Raw genomic sequence first — 18,473 nt, 5'->3', positions numbered from 1 at the left:
CGAAACATGATCGATCACAATACCGGCAACAACATCACGTTTGACGCCATCAAAATCGGCATGGCATCCCCGGAGCAGATCATGGCCTGGTCCTACGGCGAGGTGAAGAAGCCGGAAACTATCAACTACCGGACCCTCAAGCCCGAGCGGGATGGCCTCTTTTGTGAGCGGATTTTTGGCCCCACCAAGGACTGGGAGTGCCACTGCGGCAAGTATAAGAAGATCCGCTACAAGGGAAAAATCTGCGACCGCTGCGGCGTGGAGGTCACTCGTGCCAAGGTCCGCCGGGAGCGGATGGGCCACATCGAGCTGGCAACTCCCGTCAGCCATATCTGGTACTTCAAGGGCATTCCCTCCCGGATGGGGCTGCTGCTGGACATTAGCCCTCGCATCCTGGAGAAGGTGCTGTATTTCGCCAACTATATCGTCACGGACCCCGGCGAGACGCCGCTGAGCAGAAATCAGATTCTTACGGAGAAGGAGTACCGGGACTACCGGGAGAAATACGAGGACGACTTCCAGGCAGGCATGGGCGCAGAGGCTGTGAAAAAACTTCTGCAGGATGTGGACCTTGAGGCTCTCTCCAAGCAGCTCCACACGGAGCTGAAGGATTCCAGCGGCCAGAAGAAGGCGCGGATCGTCAAGCGGCTGGAGGTAGTGGATGCCTTCCTGCTCTCCGGCAACAAGCCGGAGTGGATGGTGATTGATGTTCTGCCTGTCATCCCCCCCGAGCTGCGGCCCATGGTCCAGCTGGACGGCGGCCGGTTTGCCACGTCCGACCTCAACGACCTCTACCGCCGGGTCATCAATCGCAACAACCGTCTCAAGCGCCTCATCCAGCTCAATGCGCCGGATATCATCGTCCGCAACGAAAAGCGGATGCTGCAGGAGGCTGTGGACGCCCTGATCGACAACGGCCGCCGTGGGCGGGCCGTCACCGGCGCCAACAACCGGGCCCTCAAGTCCCTGAGCGACCTTCTCAAGGGCAAGCAGGGCCGCTTCCGTCAGAACCTGCTGGGCAAGCGGGTGGACTACTCCGGCCGAAGCGTCATCGTTGTCGGCCCGGAACTGAAGATCTACCAGTGCGGCGTGCCCAAGGAGATGGCCGTGGAGCTGTTCCGGCCCTTTATCATGAAGAAGCTGGTGGCCGACGGCCCCGCCACAAACATCAAGTCCGCCAAGAAGATGGTGGACAAGGGCGTGACCGAGGTGTGGGACGCACTGGATGTCATCATCAAGGACCACCCTGTCATGCTCAACCGCGCCCCGACCCTGCACCGCCTGGGCATCCAGGCCTTTGAGCCGGTGCTGGTGGACGGCCGTGCGCTGAAGCTCCACCCCCTCAACTGTACCGCCTTCAACGCGGACTTTGACGGCGACCAGATGGCCATTCACGTGCCTCTCTCCGCCGAGGCCCAGGCGGAGGCCCGCATCCTGATGCTCTCCGCCAACAACCTGCTCCGTCCCCAGGACGGCGGTCCCGTCACCGTGCCCACCCAGGACATGGTGCTGGGCAGCTACTACCTGACCATGGACCGCATGGGCAAGGCGGAAACAGGCGCCGAGACCGTCTGGTGCGAGGACGCCGGCGACACCGGCCTGAGCAGTCAGAGCGTGGTGGATGCGGATGAGTTCCTCGCTGCCAACGCGGCGCTTGGAAAGGACCAGCGGAAGGCCACCTATCGGCCGCTGCACGTCTACGCCAATGAAAACGAGGCTCTCATGGCCTATAACGAGGGCGCCATCGGCCCCCACTGCCCCATTCTGGTGCGCCGCACCCTGACGGTGGATGGTGAGACCTATACCCGGGTGGTGGAGATTACTCCGGGCCGGATCATCTTCAACCAGAACATTCCCCAGGACCTGGGCTTTGTAGACCGGACCGACATGAACCATGTGTGCGACTACGAGATCACCGAGACCTGCGGAAAGAAGCAGCTGGGCAAGATTGTCGACAAGACCATCAACAAGCACGGCTTCACTGTTGCCGCAGAGGTGCTGGACGCCATTAAGGCCACCGGCTACAAGTACTCCACCCGTGCAGCTATCACGGTGTCTATCGCGGATATGACCATCCCGCCCAAGAAGTATGAGATGGTGGCCGCCTCCGAGCAGGCGGTGCTGGACATCGAGAACCAGTACAAGATGGGCTTCATGACCGAGCACGAGCGGTATAAGCAGGTGGTACAGGTCTGGGAGAAGACCACCGAGGACGTCTCCAAGGCCCTGCAGGAGAACTTGGACCGCTACAACCCCATCTTCATGATGGCGGACTCCGGCGCCCGTGGCTCCATGAAGCAGATCCGCCAGCTGGCCGGTATGCGCGGATTGATCGCCAACACCGCCGGCAAGACCATCGAGATTCCCATCAAGGCCAACTACCGCGAGGGCCTGACCGCTCTGGAGTACTTCATCTCCAGCCGCGGCGCCCGGAAGGGCCTGGCCGATACCGCCCTTCGGACCGCGGACTCTGGCTACCTGACCCGCCGCATGGTGGATGTCTCTCAGGACGTCATCATCCGTGAGGAGGACTGCGGTGTGACCCATGGCATTAAGGTCTCCGAGATCAGCGAGAACGGGCAGGTCATCGAGAAGTTCTCCGACCGGCTCCATGGACGCTTCCTAGTGGGAGATGTGGTGGACGCCGAGACCGGCGAGGTTCTAATCTCCAACTCGCAGATGATGACCTCCGCTGACGCCAAGATTCTGGAGAGCCGCAAGTGGGTCCAGAAGAACCCCCGGGCCGAGGACGCATGTGCCTTCGATCCCGCGGTTGACGAGCACCCCACCGTCATGATCCGGACAGTGCTCACCTGCAAGGCTCACAGCGGCGTGTGCGCCAAGTGCTACGGCATGAACCTGGCTACGCAGAATCCCGTGGGCCCTGGAGAGGCTGTCGGCATCATTGCTGCACAGTCCATCGGTGAGCCAGGCACCCAGCTGACCATGCGGACGTTCCACACCGGCGGACTGGCCGGCGGCGACATCACCCAGGGTCTTCCCCGCGTGGAGGAGCTGTTCGAGGCCCGCAGACCTAAGAGAATGGCGACACTGGCGGAGATCGGCGGTAAGGTGAAGTTTGAAGAGGCCAGCAAGGGAAGCCTCCTGAACATCATCATTACTGCGGACGATGGCGATACCCGTACCTACGCAGTGCCCCACACGGGACTGCAGGTGAAGGACGGCGACGTGATTGAGGCCGGCACCCAGCTGACTTACGGCGCGCTGAACCCCCACGACGTGCTGCGCATCCGCGGCGCCGACGCGGTGTATAATTACCTGATTCAGGAGGTCCTGCGGGTGTACCGCCAGCAGGGCGTGGACATCAATGATAAGCACATTGAGGTCATTGTCCGTCAGATGATGCGCAAGGTCCGTCTGGAGGACGCGGGCGACACCAAGCTGCTGGACGGCTCCATGGTGGATGTTTTGGAGCTGGACGACGCCAACGAGGAGATCGAGCGCCGCAACGCTGCCGGCGAGACCAACGAGGCCGGGGAACCCCTACGCAAGGCTGTGGGCACCCAACTCCTCATGGGCATCACTAAGGCATCTCTCGCTACGGATTCCTTCCTCTCGGCAGCCTCCTTCCAGGAGACTACAAAGGTTTTGACGGAGGCCGCCATCAAGGGCAAGGCCGATCACTTGCTGGGCCTGAAGGAGAACGTGATTATCGGCAAGCTGATCCCGGCCGGCACGGGCTTGCAGGCATACAACAGTTTTGCGGATGCGCCCGCTGAAATTCCGGCTATGGAAGAAGCGGAGCCTGTTCTTGAAGGCTGAGGTATTTGCGTGAATGGGGAAAGAGGGCCGCGGAAATCCCGCGGCCCTCTTTGAATTAAGAAGAGCATGCTATGGCTTCGGCATGATAAAAGTCTGCTCACCGTGACTTTCGTCCGTCACAGTTCCGGCGGGGAAGTGAATCACGATATTGCCCTCTTCGTCCACTGTGAAGGAAGTGGTCTCGTCGATGGCAGCATAATCCGTCAGAGGCTTATCATCCTCAATAGGAAAGTAGACTACCTCCGGTGTCTTTTCCATCCGGTTTTCCATCTGCATGGTAATGGTCTCCACCAGATAGGACTGGTAATCCGCCCCGCAGAGGGACTCCAGGGTAGCATTTTCTTCCGTGGGCGTGTCTAGGTTGACGGCTGGATCAGCAGGAGTCTCCGCAGGGGCAGGGCTTTCTGCGGCAGAAGACGGCCCGGAATCCGCGGAGGAGCTGCAGGCTGTCAGGACGAGGAGCAGGGAGAACAGCACAGCAAGATAAGGGAATCTGGTTATGAGAATACGTTTCATCATGTAGACCTCCTTTTATATGGTGCATTTAATAGACGGAGTACTTGAACAGGAAGTTTCGAGGGAGACGGCACTCCCCCAATTTACAAATGTTTCCTCAGATTTTCAGAGACCGTGTTCTCAAAAAATGATATTGACGAATGTTGGAAGTCATGGTATAATCTTAATCCGTGTGGATAGATTCCGCGAATTTTGCCATGCGATTCAGGAGGAAGCCGTGATCACGGAGCTGAGTTCCCAAGAGAAGGTCATCGGCGTGAAACAGTCCCGCAAAGCCATCCGGGAGGGGCGGGCGAAACAGGTGTATCTTGCCTGTGACGCTGACCCGGCCATCGTTGATCCAGTGGCTGAAAGCTGTGCGATGGCCGGCATTCCTGTGGAGCAGAGTCACACCATGGCCCAGCTGGGCCAGGCCTGCCGTATCACCGTGGGCGCTGCTGTGGTCGCTGTTCTATAATTTGGTTTTTTTCGGAATAACTATCAGGTTTTCCGCAAAAAATAAAGGCTGCCTAGTGTGGCCGCCCAATTCACGAAGAAAGGAGAACGTAAATGCCTACTTTTAACCAGCTGGTCCGTAAAGGAAGAGAACAGGCTACCTACAAGTCCACTTCTCCCGCTCTGCAGTTTGGTCTGAATACCCTCAAGACCAAGACCACCGACCTTCCTTCTCCCCAGAAGAGAGGCGTGTGCACCGCCGTGAGAACCGCGACTCCTAAGAAGCCCAACTCCGCTCTGCGTAAGATCGCCCGTGTGCGCCTGACCAACGGCTATGAGGTCACCGCCTATATTCCCGGCGTGGGCCACTCCCTGCAGGAGCACTCTGTGGTCATGATCCGTGGTGGTCGTGTGAAGGACCTCCCCGGCGTCCGGTACCACATCATCCGCGGTACGCTGGACACCCAGGGTGTTCAGGGCCGCATGCAGGGCCGTTCCAAGTACGGTGCCAAGCGCCCCAAGCAGAAGTAAGTTCTGCGAAACTCTGAAAGCTTTGCCGAATAGGTTTATATATATTTTTGTATAGGGAAACCTCTTTGGCAGGCATACACGGAAGGCTGGAATACGCCTTTTGAGTACCTATGAGATCATAGAATGATTATGAAGGAGGGAAGCATAGTGCCCAGAAGAGGTAATGTTCCCAAGAGAGAAGTTCTGCCCGATCCTATCTACGGTTCCGTTCTGGTGACAAAGCTGATCAACAGCATCATGCTGGACGGCAAGAAGGGCGTGGCGCAGAAGGTGGTCTACGCGGCCTTTGACCAGATCAAGGAGAAGACCGAGAAGGACCCCGTTGAAGTGTTTACCCAGGCAATGGAAAATGTGATGCCCAGCCTGGAAGTCAAGGCCCGCCGTGTGGGCGGCGCCAACTATCAGGTGCCCATGGAGGTACGGCCTGTCCGCCGTCAGACCCTGGGTCTGCGCTGGCTGACCACGTATTCCCGCGCCCGCAGCGAGCGCACCATGGCGGAGCGTCTGGCTGGTGAGCTGATGGACGCCGCCAATAATACCGGCGCCGCTGTGAAAAAGCGCGAGGAAGTCCACAAGGCCGCCGAGGCCAACAAGGCTTTCGCACACTTCCGCTGGTAAGTTAGGAGATACAGTATGCCGAGAAAAACAACCCTTGAAAACACCAGAAATATCGGCATTATGGCTCACATCGACGCAGGCAAAACAACGACAACCGAGCGTATTTTGTTCTACACCGGCGTGAACTATAAGATCGGTGAGACCCACGACGGCACCGCCACCATGGACTGGATGGCTCAGGAGCAGGAGCGCGGTATCACCATCACCTCCGCCGCCACCACGTGTTTCTGGTCTGGTTCCAGCAACCAGTACCCCTCCACCCGGATCAACATCATTGACACCCCGGGCCACGTGGACTTCACCGTGGAGGTGGAGCGCTCTTTGCGTGTGCTGGACGGCTCTGTGACCGTCCTGTGCGCCAAGGGCGGTGTAGAGCCCCAGTCTGAGACGGTGTGGCGCCAGGCCGATAACTACAAGGTTCCCCGCATGATCTATGTCAACAAGATGGACATCATGGGTGCGGACTTCTACAATGTGCTGCGGATGGTGGGCGACCGCCTTAAGTGCAACGCAGTGCCCATCCAGCTGCCCATCGGCGCTGAGGATACTTTCCGGGGCATCATCGATCTCATTGAGATGAAAGCGGATGTCTACTATGACGATCTGGGCAAGGACATGCGTGTGGAGGACATCCCCGCCGACATGATGGACCTGGCCAACGAGTATCATGAGAAGTTGATGGACGCCGTGTCCATGTTTGACGATGAGATCATGGAGGCGTATCTGGGCGGTGAGGAAGTGCCTCTGCCCAAGATCCGTGCGGCCATCCGGAAGGCCACCATCGATAACGAGATGGTTCCCGTGGTCTGCGGCACCTCTTACAAGAATAAGGGCGTGCAGAAGCTGCTGGACGCCATTGTGGATTATATGCCTTCCCCAGTGGACATCCCCGCCATCAAGGGTGTCAACCCCAAGACGGACGAGGAGGAAGAACGCCACTCCGACGACAACGCACCCTTCTCCGCTTTGGCTTTCAAGATTATGACCGACCCCTATGTGGGCCGTCTGAGCTTCTTCCGGGTGTACTCCGGTCATTTGGCCACTGGTTCCGCGGTGCTCAACAGCACCAAGAACGTTAAGGAGCGCATTGGCCGCATCCTGCAAATGCACGCCAACCACCGGGAGGATCTGGAGGAGGTCTATTCCGGCGACATCGGTGCCGCCGTGGGTCTGAAGAACACCACCACCGGCGACACGCTCTGTGATGAGAAGGCTCCCATCATTCTGGAGTCCATGGAGTTCCCCGAGCCCGTGATCCGTGTGGCGATTGAACCCAAAACCAAGGCCGGCCAGGAGAAGATGACTATGGGCCTTGTGAAGCTGGCTGAGGAGGACCCCACCTTCAAGACCTACACGGACGAGGAGACGGGGCAGACCATCATCGCCGGTATGGGCGAGCTGCACCTGGAGATCATCGTGGACCGTCTGCTCCGCGAGTTTAAGGTGGAGGCCAACGTGGGTGCCCCGCAGGTTGCCTACAAGGAGACCATCAAGAAGGCTGTTGATCAGGACACCAAGTATGCCCGCCAGTCCGGCGGCAAGGGCCAGTATGGTCATGTCAAGATTCACGTGGAGCCCAACGAGTCCGGAAAGGGATACGAGTTTGTCAACGCCATCGTGGGCGGCGCCATCCCCAAGGAGTATATTCCCGCGGTGGACGCTGGTATCCAGGGTGCCATGAACGCCGGCGTGCTGGCCGGCTTCCCGGTGGTGGATGTGAAGGTTACGCTGTATGATGGTTCCTATCATGAGGTGGACTCCTCTGAAATGGCCTTTAAGATTGCCGGTTCCATGGCTTTCAAAGAGGCCTGCCGGAAGGCCGACCCCACACTGCAGGAGCCGATCATGAAGGTCAGTGTCATCGTGCCCGACGAGTATATGGGCGATGTGATTGGCGATCTGAATGCCCGCCGCGGACAGATCGTGAAGCTGGAGGCCCGCAGTGGCGCCCAGCAGATCGACGCCAATGTGCCTCTGGCCGAGATGTTTGGCTATGCTACCGACCTCCGCTCCCGTACGCAGGGCCGCGGCCAGTATACGATGGAGCCCAGTCACTACGTGGAGATTCCCAAGAATATCCGGGATAAGATCGTGGAGACCCGCACCAAGCCCCAGGGCTGAGCGGGCATGGCGAAATGTGGATATTTCGTTGTTGATTTTCTCTGCGATATACGGTAAAATAGGCAGTGCTGATAATTGCATTGCTACAAATGTATTTTGAAAACTGACAGGAGGATTTTCAAATGGCGAAGCAGAAATTTGAAAGAACTAAGCCCCATGTAAACATTGGCACCATCGGTCACGTGGACCATGGCAAGACCACCCTGACCGCCGCTATCACCAAGTGGCTGTCTCTGCAGGGCAAGGCTCAGTTCGAGGCCTATGACAGCATTGATAAGGCTCCCGAGGAGAAGGAGCGCGGCATTACCATCAACACCGCTCACGTGGAGTATGAGACGGAGGCCCGTCACTATGCCCACGTGGACTGCCCGGGCCACGCCGACTATATCAAGAACATGATCACCGGCGCTGCTCAGATGGATGGCGCCATCCTGGTCATTGCCGCTACCGACGGCCCCATGGCTCAGACGAAGGAGCACATCCTGCTGGCCCGTCAGGTGGGCGTGCCCGCCATCGTGGTGTTCCTGAACAAGTGCGATCAGGTGGACGACGAGGAGCTGCTGGAGCTGGTGGAGATGGAGGTCCGTGAGACCCTGTCCAACTATGAGTTCCCCGGTGATGACATCCCCGTGATCAAGGGCTCCGCGCTGAACGCGCTGGTTTCTGAGTCCACGGACCCCAATGCTCCCGAGTATGCCTGCATCAAGGAGCTGATGGACGCTGTTGACAGCTATATCCCCACTCCTCCCCGTGACGATTCTCTGCCCTTCCTGATGCCCGTTGAGGACGTGTTCACCATCTCCGGCCGCGGCACTGTCGCCACCGGCCGTGTGGAGCGTGGCCAGCTGAAGCTCTCCGAGGAAGTGGAGATCGTCGGCCTGATGGACGAGAAGAAGAAGACCGTTGTTACTGGTATCGAGATGTTCCACAAGCTGCTGGATTACGCTGAGGCCGGCGACAACATCGGCGCGCTGCTGCGTGGTGTGGATCGTAACGGCATCGAGCGCGGCCAGGTTCTGGCCAAGCCCGGCTCCATCCATCCCCACACCAAGTTCAAGGGCCAGGTGTACGTCCTGTCCAAGGATGAGGGTGGCCGTCACACTCCGTTCTTCAACAACTATCGTCCTCAGTTCTATTTCCGTACCACGGACGTGACCGGTGTCATCACCCTGCCTGAGGGCACTGAGATGTGCATGCCCGGCGATAACGTGGAGATGAGCGTTGAGCTGATCACCCCCATCGCCATTGAGAAGGGACTGCGCTTCGCTATCCGCGAGGGTGGCCGTACCGTCGGTTCCGGTGCTGTGACCGAGGTCGAGGAGAAGTAATTTTTCCCCACAAATTGAAAAAGACTGCTGCTTGTGCAGCAGTCTTTTTTTCTACCTGCGCTGATGGACAATCTAAGAGACCGTGTGTTATGATGAGGCCATAAAAACAGGAGTCAAGGCGGGAACTGATATGGCACGAAGACTGGAACATACTGTAGGGTCTTATGGCAAGATTTTTTTGATTGGCATGCTTATTGGCGGGATATGCCGGCTGGCCGATTACTTCCCCGGAGACACTCTGTGGAGCCTTTCCTCTATCCAGACACTGTTGGGCTTCTGGGTGATTACCAATACCTTGATTGTGCTGTTCAGCACCTCGCATCTTTGCGCCGGAGAGAGTTCATTTCTGTATATGTTTGGAATGACACTGAGCTTTTATGGGCTGCAGGCAGTTCTTGGAACTTTTATCCCTCTGCTTTCCGGGGGATTTCGGTTTTCGCTGTTCGTGATGCTTTCCCTTCTCTCCATTCCCTGCGGTATGGCGGCGTTTTTTCTCTACGACTGGAACAGGGACCGAGAACTCAGCTCCATTCTGTACGCACTGCCGGTGGGGGCTTTGGCCGCGGAGGCGGCTGCCCTTGCCATCTACCTCTCAAGTCATCAGAAATTCTTGTTCCAGCTCCTGATGGACGGCGTGGGTATGCTGGCCTTCGGAGCCTTGTTTTATCGAAGGACCAGGAACAGGAAGCTCTTTATATCTTCGCCCTGATTGCGAGCACGCTGGCGTTTTATGCGCTGGTCTATCACAGAGAACTGGCTGTGTAGGACTTCTCCCCGGACCCAGGATGAACGCAGAGAATCAGGACCGCTGTGCGGACAAGCTGTGCTTTTCCGGCAGCGGATGCCCCGGTCCATGGGTGCCATGAGCCGGGGACTTTTGCAAAATGCCACCATTAGGTATCCGATTCCGGATAGGCCAGAATATCTTGGAACCCGTCAGACCCGGGACAGCAGACATCTCCCGCCACGGGAAGATCCTCGCAGACATACAGATTGATTTGTACGCCGGTGGACCGGCCGGGATAGTTGGTTACAGCATAGGTATACCGCGCTACCTGTTTGCCACAGCTCTCGGATAGGTCAAAGCCCTGCTCTTTTTGCAGCTGATTGTATGAAAGGTAAGGTTCCGTCAATGTTGCCGGCAGCAGGAACTGCAGAGTCTCCAACGGCTCGGTTTCGATCTCCCAGCCTAAGGACTGCAGATAGGCTACCCGTTGGGGATTGTCAGTGAGCTGGGGCAGATCGGCATTGCCGCCTTTTTGAAAATGTCCGGCCAAAATGACCAGTGCTGCGATGACTGCTCCAATGACAATGACAGTCAACACAGCTTTTTTCTTGGAAAACCGTGTGGTGAAAATCAGCATCTTGCATCCCTCCTGTCAGTTCCATATTCAATTCTGAGAAAGAATATGATAGAATACAATACAAAAGGGGGACAGAGTCATGGAGAAGCAGCGGCTGGACAAGATCATCGCCTCGACAGGCCGGTTTTCCAGGCGGGAGGTCAAGGACCTGATTCGCCATGGGCGGGTTTGGGTAGACGGAGCGCCCGCCTGTTCCGCCCAGGATCAGGTAGACCCAGAGACAGTGGCGATTACGATAAACGGAGAGCCTATGCTCTACCGCCGGTTTACCTGGGTGATGCTGAACAAGCCTGCTGGGTATCTCTCCGCCACGGAGGACGGACGGGGGACCACGGTGCTGGATTTGCTGCCACCGGAGCTGCGGCGTCAGAACCTCTTTCCCGTGGGACGCCTGGATAAGGATACGGAGGGACTGCTGCTTCTGACCAATGAGGGCGCTCTGGCGCACCATCTGCTCTCTCCACGTCACCATGTGGACAAGGAATATTTTGTGCGGGTGGCTGGGCGCTTGACAGAAGAGGACTGCCGGGCTTTTTCAGCCGGGATGGTTTTGCAGGATGGGCTGGTCTGCCAGCCGGCGGAGTTGAAAATTTTGACGGCAGGGAACGGCAGCGAAGCCTGTGTGACTCTGCGGGAGGGCAAGTTCCACCAGGTAAAGCGAATGCTGGCTGCCCGGGGGACCCCGGTGGTATATCTGGAGAGGATTCGAATGGGCAATCTGTGCCTGGACCCGTCACTTTCACGGGGGAGCTTTCGCTTTTTGACAGATTATGAAGTAGAGCGGCTGAGGGAATTGTAACGCCTTCTAGGGAAACATAAAACTTCAACAAAAATTCCACAATTTTTTTGTTGAAAAGAGAAGAAAAGTCTTGCGTTTTGTCAAAAGTCCCGGTATAATATAGGCGTTGACAAGTTGCACAAAGAGAATAAGTGATGAGATTGAATGGAGGGCGGTCATGTCTGGGAGAATTTTTCAAAACGTGGTGCTGCAGTTAAAGGAAAATACGGACCGCACTGTTGGTGTGATTGACGGCGAGGGTATTGTCATCGCTTGCAGCGAGCTGTCCATGATTGGTCAGCGCTGGGCGGAGTATGTGCCTGTTGTCAACAGCGCTGCCGGCAGTATGATTTCTTCTGACGGGAAGACGTTCAAGGCCTTGGCTGGGTGGGGAAACCAATTCGATTACGCGGTGTTTGCCTTTGGCGACAATGAGGTGAGCAAGACTGTGTGTGCGCTGGCCACGGTATCGTTAAACGCGGCCAAGGCCTATTATGAGGAAAAGCATGACCGGGGAACGTTCATCAAGGATATCATTTCCGACAATATCATGCTGGGCGACATTTACATGCGGGCCAAGGAGCTGCGGGTCGGCGCAGATATTCCACGGGGTGTTTTTGTGGTGCGCTCGCTGAAAAAGGGGGAGTCTGTTCCCACGGATACGGTGCAGGCACTGTTCCCTGACCGGCAGAGTGATTTTGTCCTGAGTGTTGGGGACGGAGATGTGGCGCTGATCCGCCAGATGCCCGAGGGCTCCAATGTGAAGGAACTGAACAAGATTGCCGTCTCCATTGAGGAGGCGCTCCGGGTGGAAGGCGAGAGCACGGTAGTGGTGGGCATCGGAACCATTGCCATCCATCTGCGGGATCTGGCCAAGAGCTATAAGGAGGCCCAGATTGCCATCGAGGTGGGCAAGGTGTTTGACACGGAGAAGTACGTCATCAACTATGAGAACCTGGGCATTGGCCGACTGATCTATCAGCTTCCGACGACGTTGTGCGAGATGTTCCTTCAGGAGGTTTTCAAGAAGAATCCCATTGACGCGCTGGACCGGGAGACCCTGTTTACCATTCATAAATTCTTTGAAAATAACCTGAATGTATCCGAGACCGCAAGAAAGCTCTTTGTACATCGGAATACGCTGGTGTACCGGCTGGAAAAGATTAAGAAGCTGACAGGTCTAGACCTGCGGGAGTTCGACGACGCGATCACCTTTAAGGTGGCGCTGATGGTCAAGAAGTATTTGACTTCCAGAGGAATTGAATCCTGAAAAAGGCGGCGGACAAAAGTCCGCCGCCTTTTTGCATGCATATTGCGCCATGAGACCAGAGCCGCTGTGAGAGTGTGCGTTTCGCGCAGCCCGGCATATTTTGGCTCAGGAATGTTCGGCCCAGATGAAATGCTCCCTTTCGGCACCGATCTCAAAATGATACTTTCCAATTCCAAGGTCCACGTCGGCAAACGCACCTCTGCCGTAAGACATGGAGACTCTTTCGCCGTCACCCTCAATCTGAAAGGCCTGCCGATTCAGTGCGGTTGGCGCCAGGAGCACGGCACGCACACCCTCTATAAACCAGTCCGGGGCTTTTCCATGGTAATGGCTGATGTCCTCCGGACGTTTGGACTTGTGGGGGACGCCTTGAGTAGCTCCATAGCCGATGGCAATTAGACCAATGATTTTTTCCGTTCCGGCAGAATCGGCGTTTTTTTGAACGCCCTTCTTGTTAAAGGTGCCGCCAACCCACCAGGAGTTCAAGCCCAGTGTCTGCGCATACAACATCACGTCTGCACCGCAGTACCCCAGACGCTCCTCCACCGTGGGACCAGCGGGGGCGGACAAAATGATATAATTGCGAACTCCTTTAGCCAGAATCAGCCTGAGCAGAGGGCCAAAGGCTTCGATATTCTCTGTTATCAACTGCATGTGCAGACGGTAGGCTTCGTTATTTTTCTGGATGCGCTCTGCCAAGAGCCGTATGACCTCTGACGGAAGCGGACGATCGATATAAGACCGAACCGTGTGCCGCTGCTCCATCGCTTCTTTCAAATCCATAGTCAACCTCCGCATGTCCCGTATTTTCATTCAGTATATCAGATTGATACGGATATTTCCAGCTGGCCGGCGGCGTTTGGTGGCAAAGCGACAGTGAAATTATCCCGTCACAGATTGAAGATAGGCGACGAGACTTGGATAGGGCGGTTGAAACACTGCTTTTTCGACACTGGAATCCAGTGTCTCGGGCGATCAAGGGAGAGATGAACCCCCATGATCCACGATCTCTGGAAAAAGAGAATCTATAGTTGCATTGTGGCAAAAAACCAGATATAATGTAAAATGTCATTACATTATGTCGACTGGCCGGGAGGATGGAAAATCCCCAGCCGGGACAGCATGCGAGGTGTGGGCATGATTCGGTTGAAAGATGTGGAGATGGAGTATGATAATGGGACACGGGCGATCCAGGGGATCAGTCTGACCATTGAGGATGGGGAGTTCGTCTTTCTGGTCGGCCCCTCCGGTTCCGGAAAGTCGACAATTATTAAGCTGCTCACCAGTGAGGTGGAACCCAGTGCCGGACGGATTATGATCAACGGTTTCTCTGTGAGCAACATTTCCGGCCGGCAGATTCCACTGATGCGGCGGACGCTGGGGGTTATTTTTCAGGATTTCCGCCTGATTGAGAAAAAGACTGTGTATGAAAATTTGGAATTTGTTATGCGGGCGGTGGGTGCCAGCCCCAAGGAGATAAAAAAACGGATTCCCTACGTGCTGAATTTGGTGGGGCTGGAGCAAAAGAGCAAAAGCCACCCGACCGAACTCTCCGGCGGCGAACAGCAGCGGGTTGCTATTGCCCGGGCACTGGTGAACAACCCCAACACCATCATCGCTGACGAGCCCACTGGAAACCTGGACCCAGAGCGGTCCTTGGAATTGATGAGCCTGTTGGTGAAAATTAATCAGCTGGGTACCACAGTGGTGGTAGTGACCCATGAGAAGGACCTGGTGGACCGGTTTGGCAAGCGGGTGGTTACGATTGAGGCTGGCCGGGTGGTCAACGACAGTATTGGCGGCTATGTGGGAGGACGGATTCATGGGTAAGCACGATTTCAAATACTTCTTCCATGAGGGCCTTTCCAACATGTTCAGCCATGGCTTCATGTCCTTTGCGGCGATTGGCATTACGGTGGCGTGCCTGCTGATTATGGGAACATTTACTCTGGTGGCTGTGAATGCCAATGAGCTGCTGGCAGACCTGGAGCAGGAAAATGAAATTTTGGCCTACGTGGACGACAGCTATACCAGAGCGCAGGCCAGGGCGCTGCAAAGCGAATTGGAGGCGCTGGACAATGTTGCCTCTGTTACATTTATCAGCAAGGAAGAAGCTACCGCCAGTTTCGAGGAGCAGTATGAGGATGAGGCGGTGCTGCAGGACTTAGACCCAGAGATTTTTGAGGACCGTTATGCCATCAAGGTGAAGGATCTGACCAAGCAGAACCAGACGGTGGAGCTGGTGAAGGCGGTGGAGGGCATCTCCGATGTCAACGCTCACGAGGAAATCGCAGGCGGCTTTATCACCGTGCGGAATGTGGCCACGGTGGTATGTGTGGCGCTGATTGCCATTTTATTTGTGGTGTCAGTATTCATCATCTCCAACACCATCAAGCTCACGACCTTTGACCGACGGGATGAGATCGCCATCATGCGTATGGTAGGCGCAACGAATGGCTTTATCCGCTGGCCGTTTGTCTACGAGGGCTTTATGCTGGGGCTTCTCAGCGCGGTGATTGCCTTTTTGCTGCAGTGGGGGCTGTACGAGGCGGTAGCCCAGGGTGTGGACACCAATGACACGTTGCAGCTAATCCGGATTATCCCTTTCCGGGAGCTGTGGCCAGTGGTGGCTGGGACCTTTGCTGGTGCCGGGATTCTCATTGGCGTGGGCGGCAGCCTCTCGGCAATTCGTAAGTTTTTACAGGTATGAGCCGCCTTGTCAAAGCGGATTGGGAGGTACTATGAAAAAGAGATGGAGACGAACGGGCCGCGTGCTGGTGGCTCTGCTGCTGGCGGTTTGCAGCCTGAGTGTGAATCTGTCGCCGGTTTTGGCAGTGACCCAGGCGGACATTGATGCCCTCAAGGACGACGCCGGCGATCTGAGCGCACAGCGTAAGGAACTCGAGAAGAAGCTGGATGCACTGGCTGATGATAAGAGCAGCGCCATGGAGCGCAAGAACCTGCTGGATCAGCAGATTGCCAATACCTCTGCACAGATCAGCAATGTGGAGGCGCAGATTTCCAAATATGCCTCGCTGATCAGCGAAAAAGAGCAGGAGCTGGCGGAGGCGGAGGAGCAGGAGGCCGCCCAGTACGAGCTGTTTTGTCAGCGGGTGCGGGCAATGGAGAAGCGGGGCACCGTGTCCTATTGGTCTGTTCTCTTCAACGCGGAGAGCTTTACGGACCTGCTCTCCAGGGTGGATTTCATCAATGAGATCATGGCCTCTGACCAGCGGGTGATCGACGATTTGAAAGCCCTGCAGGAGCAAATTGAGGAGACAAAAGCCTCTTTGGAGGACAACAAGGCGGAGGAGGAAGCTGCCAAGGCGGACCTTGTGAGCAAGAAAAAAGAGCTGGATGCGCAGCGTACCGCCGCTAACAAAGTGATCCAGGAGCTTACAGCCACGGAGAACGAGACAGAGGCTGTCCTCAGCGAAATGGAGGCGGAAGAGGAGGCCATTCAGGCTGAGATTCAACGCCTGAGCCGGGAGCTGGCGGCGCAGCAGGCGGCCAACGGTCAGCCAGTGGAGAGTAACCCCGGCGGATATATCTGGCCGGTAAGCAGCCGTTATATCACCTCCACGGTGGGCGGACGAACTTCTCCGGGCGGTATCGGCTCCACCAACCATAAGGGCACCGACATCGGCCGGGTGGGCTACACCTCCTCGGTATACGCCTCCAAGGCCGGCACGGTGATTGTGGCGACCTACTCCAAGTCCTACGGCAACTATGTGGTTATCTCCCACGGCAGTGGCAACACCACGCTTTACGCCCACATGAGCAGCATCAAAACATCTGTGGGGGCGTATGTAAATCAGGGGGATGTGATTGGCATCACCGGCTCCACCGGCAACTCCACAGGTCCTCATCTCCATTTTGAGGTCACGGAGAACGGCGTCCGGGTGAATCCTCTGAGCGGCCATGGTGCGGAGCCCCGTATGGGTTACCTCACCGGGTATACCCTCTCTGCATCAGCTTAAAGAATCATAATCGAGCCTCCCGTCCCATATCATGGGACGGGAGGTTTTGCTCATGATTGGTATGTTGCTTTGGAAGCCCCCGGGAAAACGGGAAAAAGCGGTTCAGGTTCGGGAGCGGAGCATTCTGCACACGCGGTTTTTCTGCGCGGAAATCACCAGGGGCCCCAAGACGCCCGAGGTTGCCTTGCGGCGGAGGGTGGCGTCCGCCGTGAAGCGCCTGCGCAGACAGAATATCACGCAGGTGGTGCTGCCGGAGGATTTTCCCTACCTGGATCAACTGACAAAGGGTGGCCTGAGGCCGGTGTCCACGCTCCCACTGCGGCGGGCAATTGCGGCGGACTGGGTCCGCTGGTCCCTGCTGGAACGGGGGATTCCAACAGCGGGGGCCAGGGTGGCGGTGTGTGCCGCATCACTGACGGGGGAGGTGGTGCGGACGGTGACGGAGCTAGTGCTACGGCACCGGTATGTGTTGCTGGACCTGCCCTACGGCGGGGAGGATCTTTGCCGGCAGCTGCGGCGGGAGTATGGAGTCTCCCTGCTGCTGGGGCCATCGCAGGAACAGCTGGAGGGCGCAGAGGCCGCGGTGCTCTTTGACCCGCGGACAGACTGCCGCGGCTCCGGACGGATCTTGCTGTACGATGAAAAAGAGCCGCTGCCGCCTCTGGGACTGCCGCCGGCTCTGGAGGAAAAGCTGCCCGACGGCGTCAATCGGGGACAGCTCTTATCAGTCCTGCGGGAGGCGGGAAGTATTCGACAGATCTCTGTCGGATCGTAAGGCGGGCCTTTGGCCCGCTTTTTTCATACCAACATATTGTCTCGTCCCTGTGGTGAGGGAGGCACATGACGGTGATATCGTTCTTGACGGAGGTTCGACAGTCTCGGTCAGCAGCAGGTTCCGTTTGTTTTTCTGTGAGAGTTGCGTGTTGGACTCTCTGGAATATCATTTTCTATGCAAGAGTAGGCAAAGACCTAGAAGAAATCTGCTATGCAGCTGCGGCAGGAGGGGCGTACCATATATCCTGATGGCATCCAGAGGGTTTTTGACATTTTCATAGGGAAGCTTCCGCTGGAATGAGATCAAAATGATGATGGGATCATACAGACGGGGAAGAGACGGATGCAGGGAGAGGTGGCGGTCTTCCGGGAACGACCCTTGACATTCTGAAATTCAGACACTATAATACTACACTGTCATCATATAATAAAATAGGCATCCGTAGGGAAAAACGTCATTTTCTTCCTGCAAAATGCCGTGGAAAGGATTAACAACATGGAAAAAGAATACAAAATGAGTGCGGCACGGGCTCAGGAATTACAGGAAGAGCTGAACTATCTGAAAACAACCCGCAGTGACGAGGTGGCGGAGCAGATCAAGGTGGCCCGCGGCTTTGGCGATCTGAGCGAAAACAGTGAATATGACGAGGCGAAGAACGAGCAGGGCAAGCTGTACTCCCGCATTGCTGAGCTGGAGGAGATCGTGCAACACCTGGTCATCGTGGATGAGAGCAGCATGGGCACGGATGTGGTGGCCATTGGCTGCAAGGTGACGGTGGAGGATGCCAGCGGCAAGGAGCTGCCCCCCTACTGGATCGTAGGTTCTCAGGAGGCAGACCCCATGCACGGCGTGATCTCCGAGGATTCCCCCTTCGGCAAGGCGTTTTTGGGCGCGAAGGTGGGCGACTCCGTGACCGTGGAGGCCCCCCGGGGTGCCGTGGTCTACACGCTAAAGAAGATTGAGCGCTGAGAGGT

17 protein-coding genes are annotated in these 18,473 nt (G+C 56.6%); 14 read left to right on the top strand and 3 right to left on the bottom strand.

All coding sequences use genetic code 11. From position 1 onward, the window contains the following. Nucleotides 1-6: 6 nt before the first annotated feature. A complete protein-coding gene (gene rpoC, locus KJS55_RS03155; RefSeq protein WP_187032210.1) occupies nt 7-3,783 on the top strand; it encodes a DNA-directed RNA polymerase subunit beta' in 3,777 nt (1,258 codons plus the stop codon). Nucleotides 3,784-3,852: 69 nt separating this feature from the next. Here the strand turns inward: rpoC and KJS55_RS03150 are convergent, their stop codons facing one another. Next, nucleotides 3,853-4,302, bottom strand: coding sequence for an RsiV family protein (locus tag KJS55_RS03150; RefSeq protein WP_213542627.1), 450 nt, complete (start codon nt 4,300-4,302; stop codon nt 3,853-3,855). Between the two features lie 214 nt (nt 4,303-4,516). Here KJS55_RS03150 and KJS55_RS03145 point away from each other — a divergent pair, with 214 nt between their 5' ends. The 6 genes from KJS55_RS03145 (at nt 4,517) to KJS55_RS17265 (ending at nt 10,041) form a co-directional block, all read left to right on the top strand. Continuing rightward, nucleotides 4,517-4,756 carry a ribosomal L7Ae/L30e/S12e/Gadd45 family protein gene (locus KJS55_RS03145; RefSeq protein ID WP_213542626.1) on the top strand — a complete coding sequence of 80 codons (240 nt, stop codon included), beginning with the start codon at nt 4,517-4,519 and terminating at the stop codon, nt 4,754-4,756. Between the two features lie 92 nt (nt 4,757-4,848). Continuing rightward, complete coding sequence (gene rpsL, locus KJS55_RS03140) at nt 4,849-5,265, top strand: 30S ribosomal protein S12 (RefSeq protein ID WP_187032079.1); 417 nt, start codon at nt 4,849-4,851, stop codon at nt 5,263-5,265. A 147-nt stretch (nt 5,266-5,412) separates the two neighbouring features. After that, the gene (gene rpsG, locus KJS55_RS03135; RefSeq protein ID WP_187032081.1) at nt 5,413-5,883 is read left to right on the top strand and encodes a 30S ribosomal protein S7; all 471 of its coding nucleotides are present in this window, start codon (nt 5,413-5,415) and stop codon (nt 5,881-5,883) included. A gap of 15 nt (nt 5,884-5,898) precedes the next feature. After that, the gene (gene fusA / locus KJS55_RS03130; protein WP_187032083.1) at nt 5,899-8,004 is read left to right on the top strand and encodes an elongation factor G; all 2,106 of its coding nucleotides are present in this window, start codon (nt 5,899-5,901) and stop codon (nt 8,002-8,004) included. A 122-nt stretch (nt 8,005-8,126) separates the two neighbouring features. Then, nucleotides 8,127-9,332: an elongation factor Tu gene (tuf, locus tag KJS55_RS03125; RefSeq protein WP_187032085.1), complete on the top strand. Its 1,206-nt coding sequence runs from the start codon at nt 8,127-8,129 to the stop codon at nt 9,330-9,332. Nucleotides 9,333-9,462: 130 nt separating this feature from the next. Further along, the gene (locus KJS55_RS17265; RefSeq protein ID WP_228300446.1) at nt 9,463-10,041 is read left to right on the top strand and encodes a hypothetical protein; all 579 of its coding nucleotides are present in this window, start codon (nt 9,463-9,465) and stop codon (nt 10,039-10,041) included. A 184-nt stretch (nt 10,042-10,225) separates the two neighbouring features. Here KJS55_RS17265 and KJS55_RS03115 read toward each other — a convergent pair whose 3' ends face one another. After that, entirely contained in the window at nt 10,226-10,696 is a 471-nt protein-coding gene (locus KJS55_RS03115; protein ID WP_187032087.1) for a DUF4830 domain-containing protein, read from the bottom strand. A gap of 79 nt (nt 10,697-10,775) precedes the next feature. On the opposite strand from KJS55_RS03115, the gene KJS55_RS03110 reads away from it, so the two are divergent. Both KJS55_RS03110 and KJS55_RS03105 read left to right on the top strand, forming a co-directional pair. Further along, the gene (locus KJS55_RS03110) at nt 10,776-11,495 is read left to right on the top strand and encodes a pseudouridine synthase (protein ID WP_187032089.1); all 720 of its coding nucleotides are present in this window, start codon (nt 10,776-10,778) and stop codon (nt 11,493-11,495) included. Between the two features lie 157 nt (nt 11,496-11,652). Beyond that, nucleotides 11,653-12,744: a PucR family transcriptional regulator gene (locus tag KJS55_RS03105; RefSeq protein WP_187032091.1), complete on the top strand. Its 1,092-nt coding sequence runs from the start codon at nt 11,653-11,655 to the stop codon at nt 12,742-12,744. 105 nt (nt 12,745-12,849) lie between these two features. Here the strand turns inward: KJS55_RS03105 and KJS55_RS03100 are convergent, their stop codons facing one another. Continuing rightward, a complete protein-coding gene (locus KJS55_RS03100) occupies nt 12,850-13,527 on the bottom strand; it encodes a nitroreductase family protein (protein WP_213542625.1) in 678 nt (225 codons plus the stop codon). 354 nt (nt 13,528-13,881) lie between these two features. Between KJS55_RS03100 and ftsE the strand changes: the two genes are divergently transcribed. From ftsE to greA, 5 genes are all read left to right on the top strand, one after another. Continuing rightward, nucleotides 13,882-14,574 carry a cell division ATP-binding protein FtsE gene (gene ftsE, locus KJS55_RS03095; RefSeq protein ID WP_187032095.1) on the top strand — a complete coding sequence of 231 codons (693 nt, stop codon included), beginning with the start codon at nt 13,882-13,884 and terminating at the stop codon, nt 14,572-14,574. Next, on the top strand, nt 14,567-15,454 hold the full coding sequence (gene ftsX, locus KJS55_RS03090; RefSeq protein ID WP_187032097.1) for a permease-like cell division protein FtsX: 888 nt from the start codon (nt 14,567-14,569) through the stop codon (nt 15,452-15,454). Before ftsE ends, ftsX begins: the two co-directional genes overlap by 8 nt. 31 nt (nt 15,455-15,485) lie before the next feature. After that, nucleotides 15,486-16,724 carry a murein hydrolase activator EnvC family protein gene (locus KJS55_RS03085; protein WP_213542624.1) on the top strand — a complete coding sequence of 413 codons (1,239 nt, stop codon included), beginning with the start codon at nt 15,486-15,488 and terminating at the stop codon, nt 16,722-16,724. Between the two features lie 52 nt (nt 16,725-16,776). Beyond that, nucleotides 16,777-17,499, top strand: coding sequence for a hypothetical protein (locus KJS55_RS03080; RefSeq protein ID WP_187032101.1), 723 nt, complete (start codon nt 16,777-16,779; stop codon nt 17,497-17,499). 495 nt (nt 17,500-17,994) lie between these two features. Continuing rightward, nucleotides 17,995-18,468, top strand: a complete 474-nt coding sequence (gene greA / locus KJS55_RS03075; protein ID WP_187032103.1) for a transcription elongation factor GreA — start codon at nt 17,995-17,997, stop codon at nt 18,466-18,468. The last annotated feature ends 5 nt before the right edge of the window (nt 18,469-18,473 follow it).

The sequence above is a fragment of the Pusillibacter faecalis genome (genome assembly GCF_018408705.1).
GTDB classification, from domain to species: domain Bacteria; phylum Bacillota; class Clostridia; order Oscillospirales; family Oscillospiraceae; genus Oscillibacter; species Oscillibacter faecalis.
Note: the sequence above shows the minus strand (reverse complement) of the source record. Positions and strands in the feature narration are given on the sequence as shown.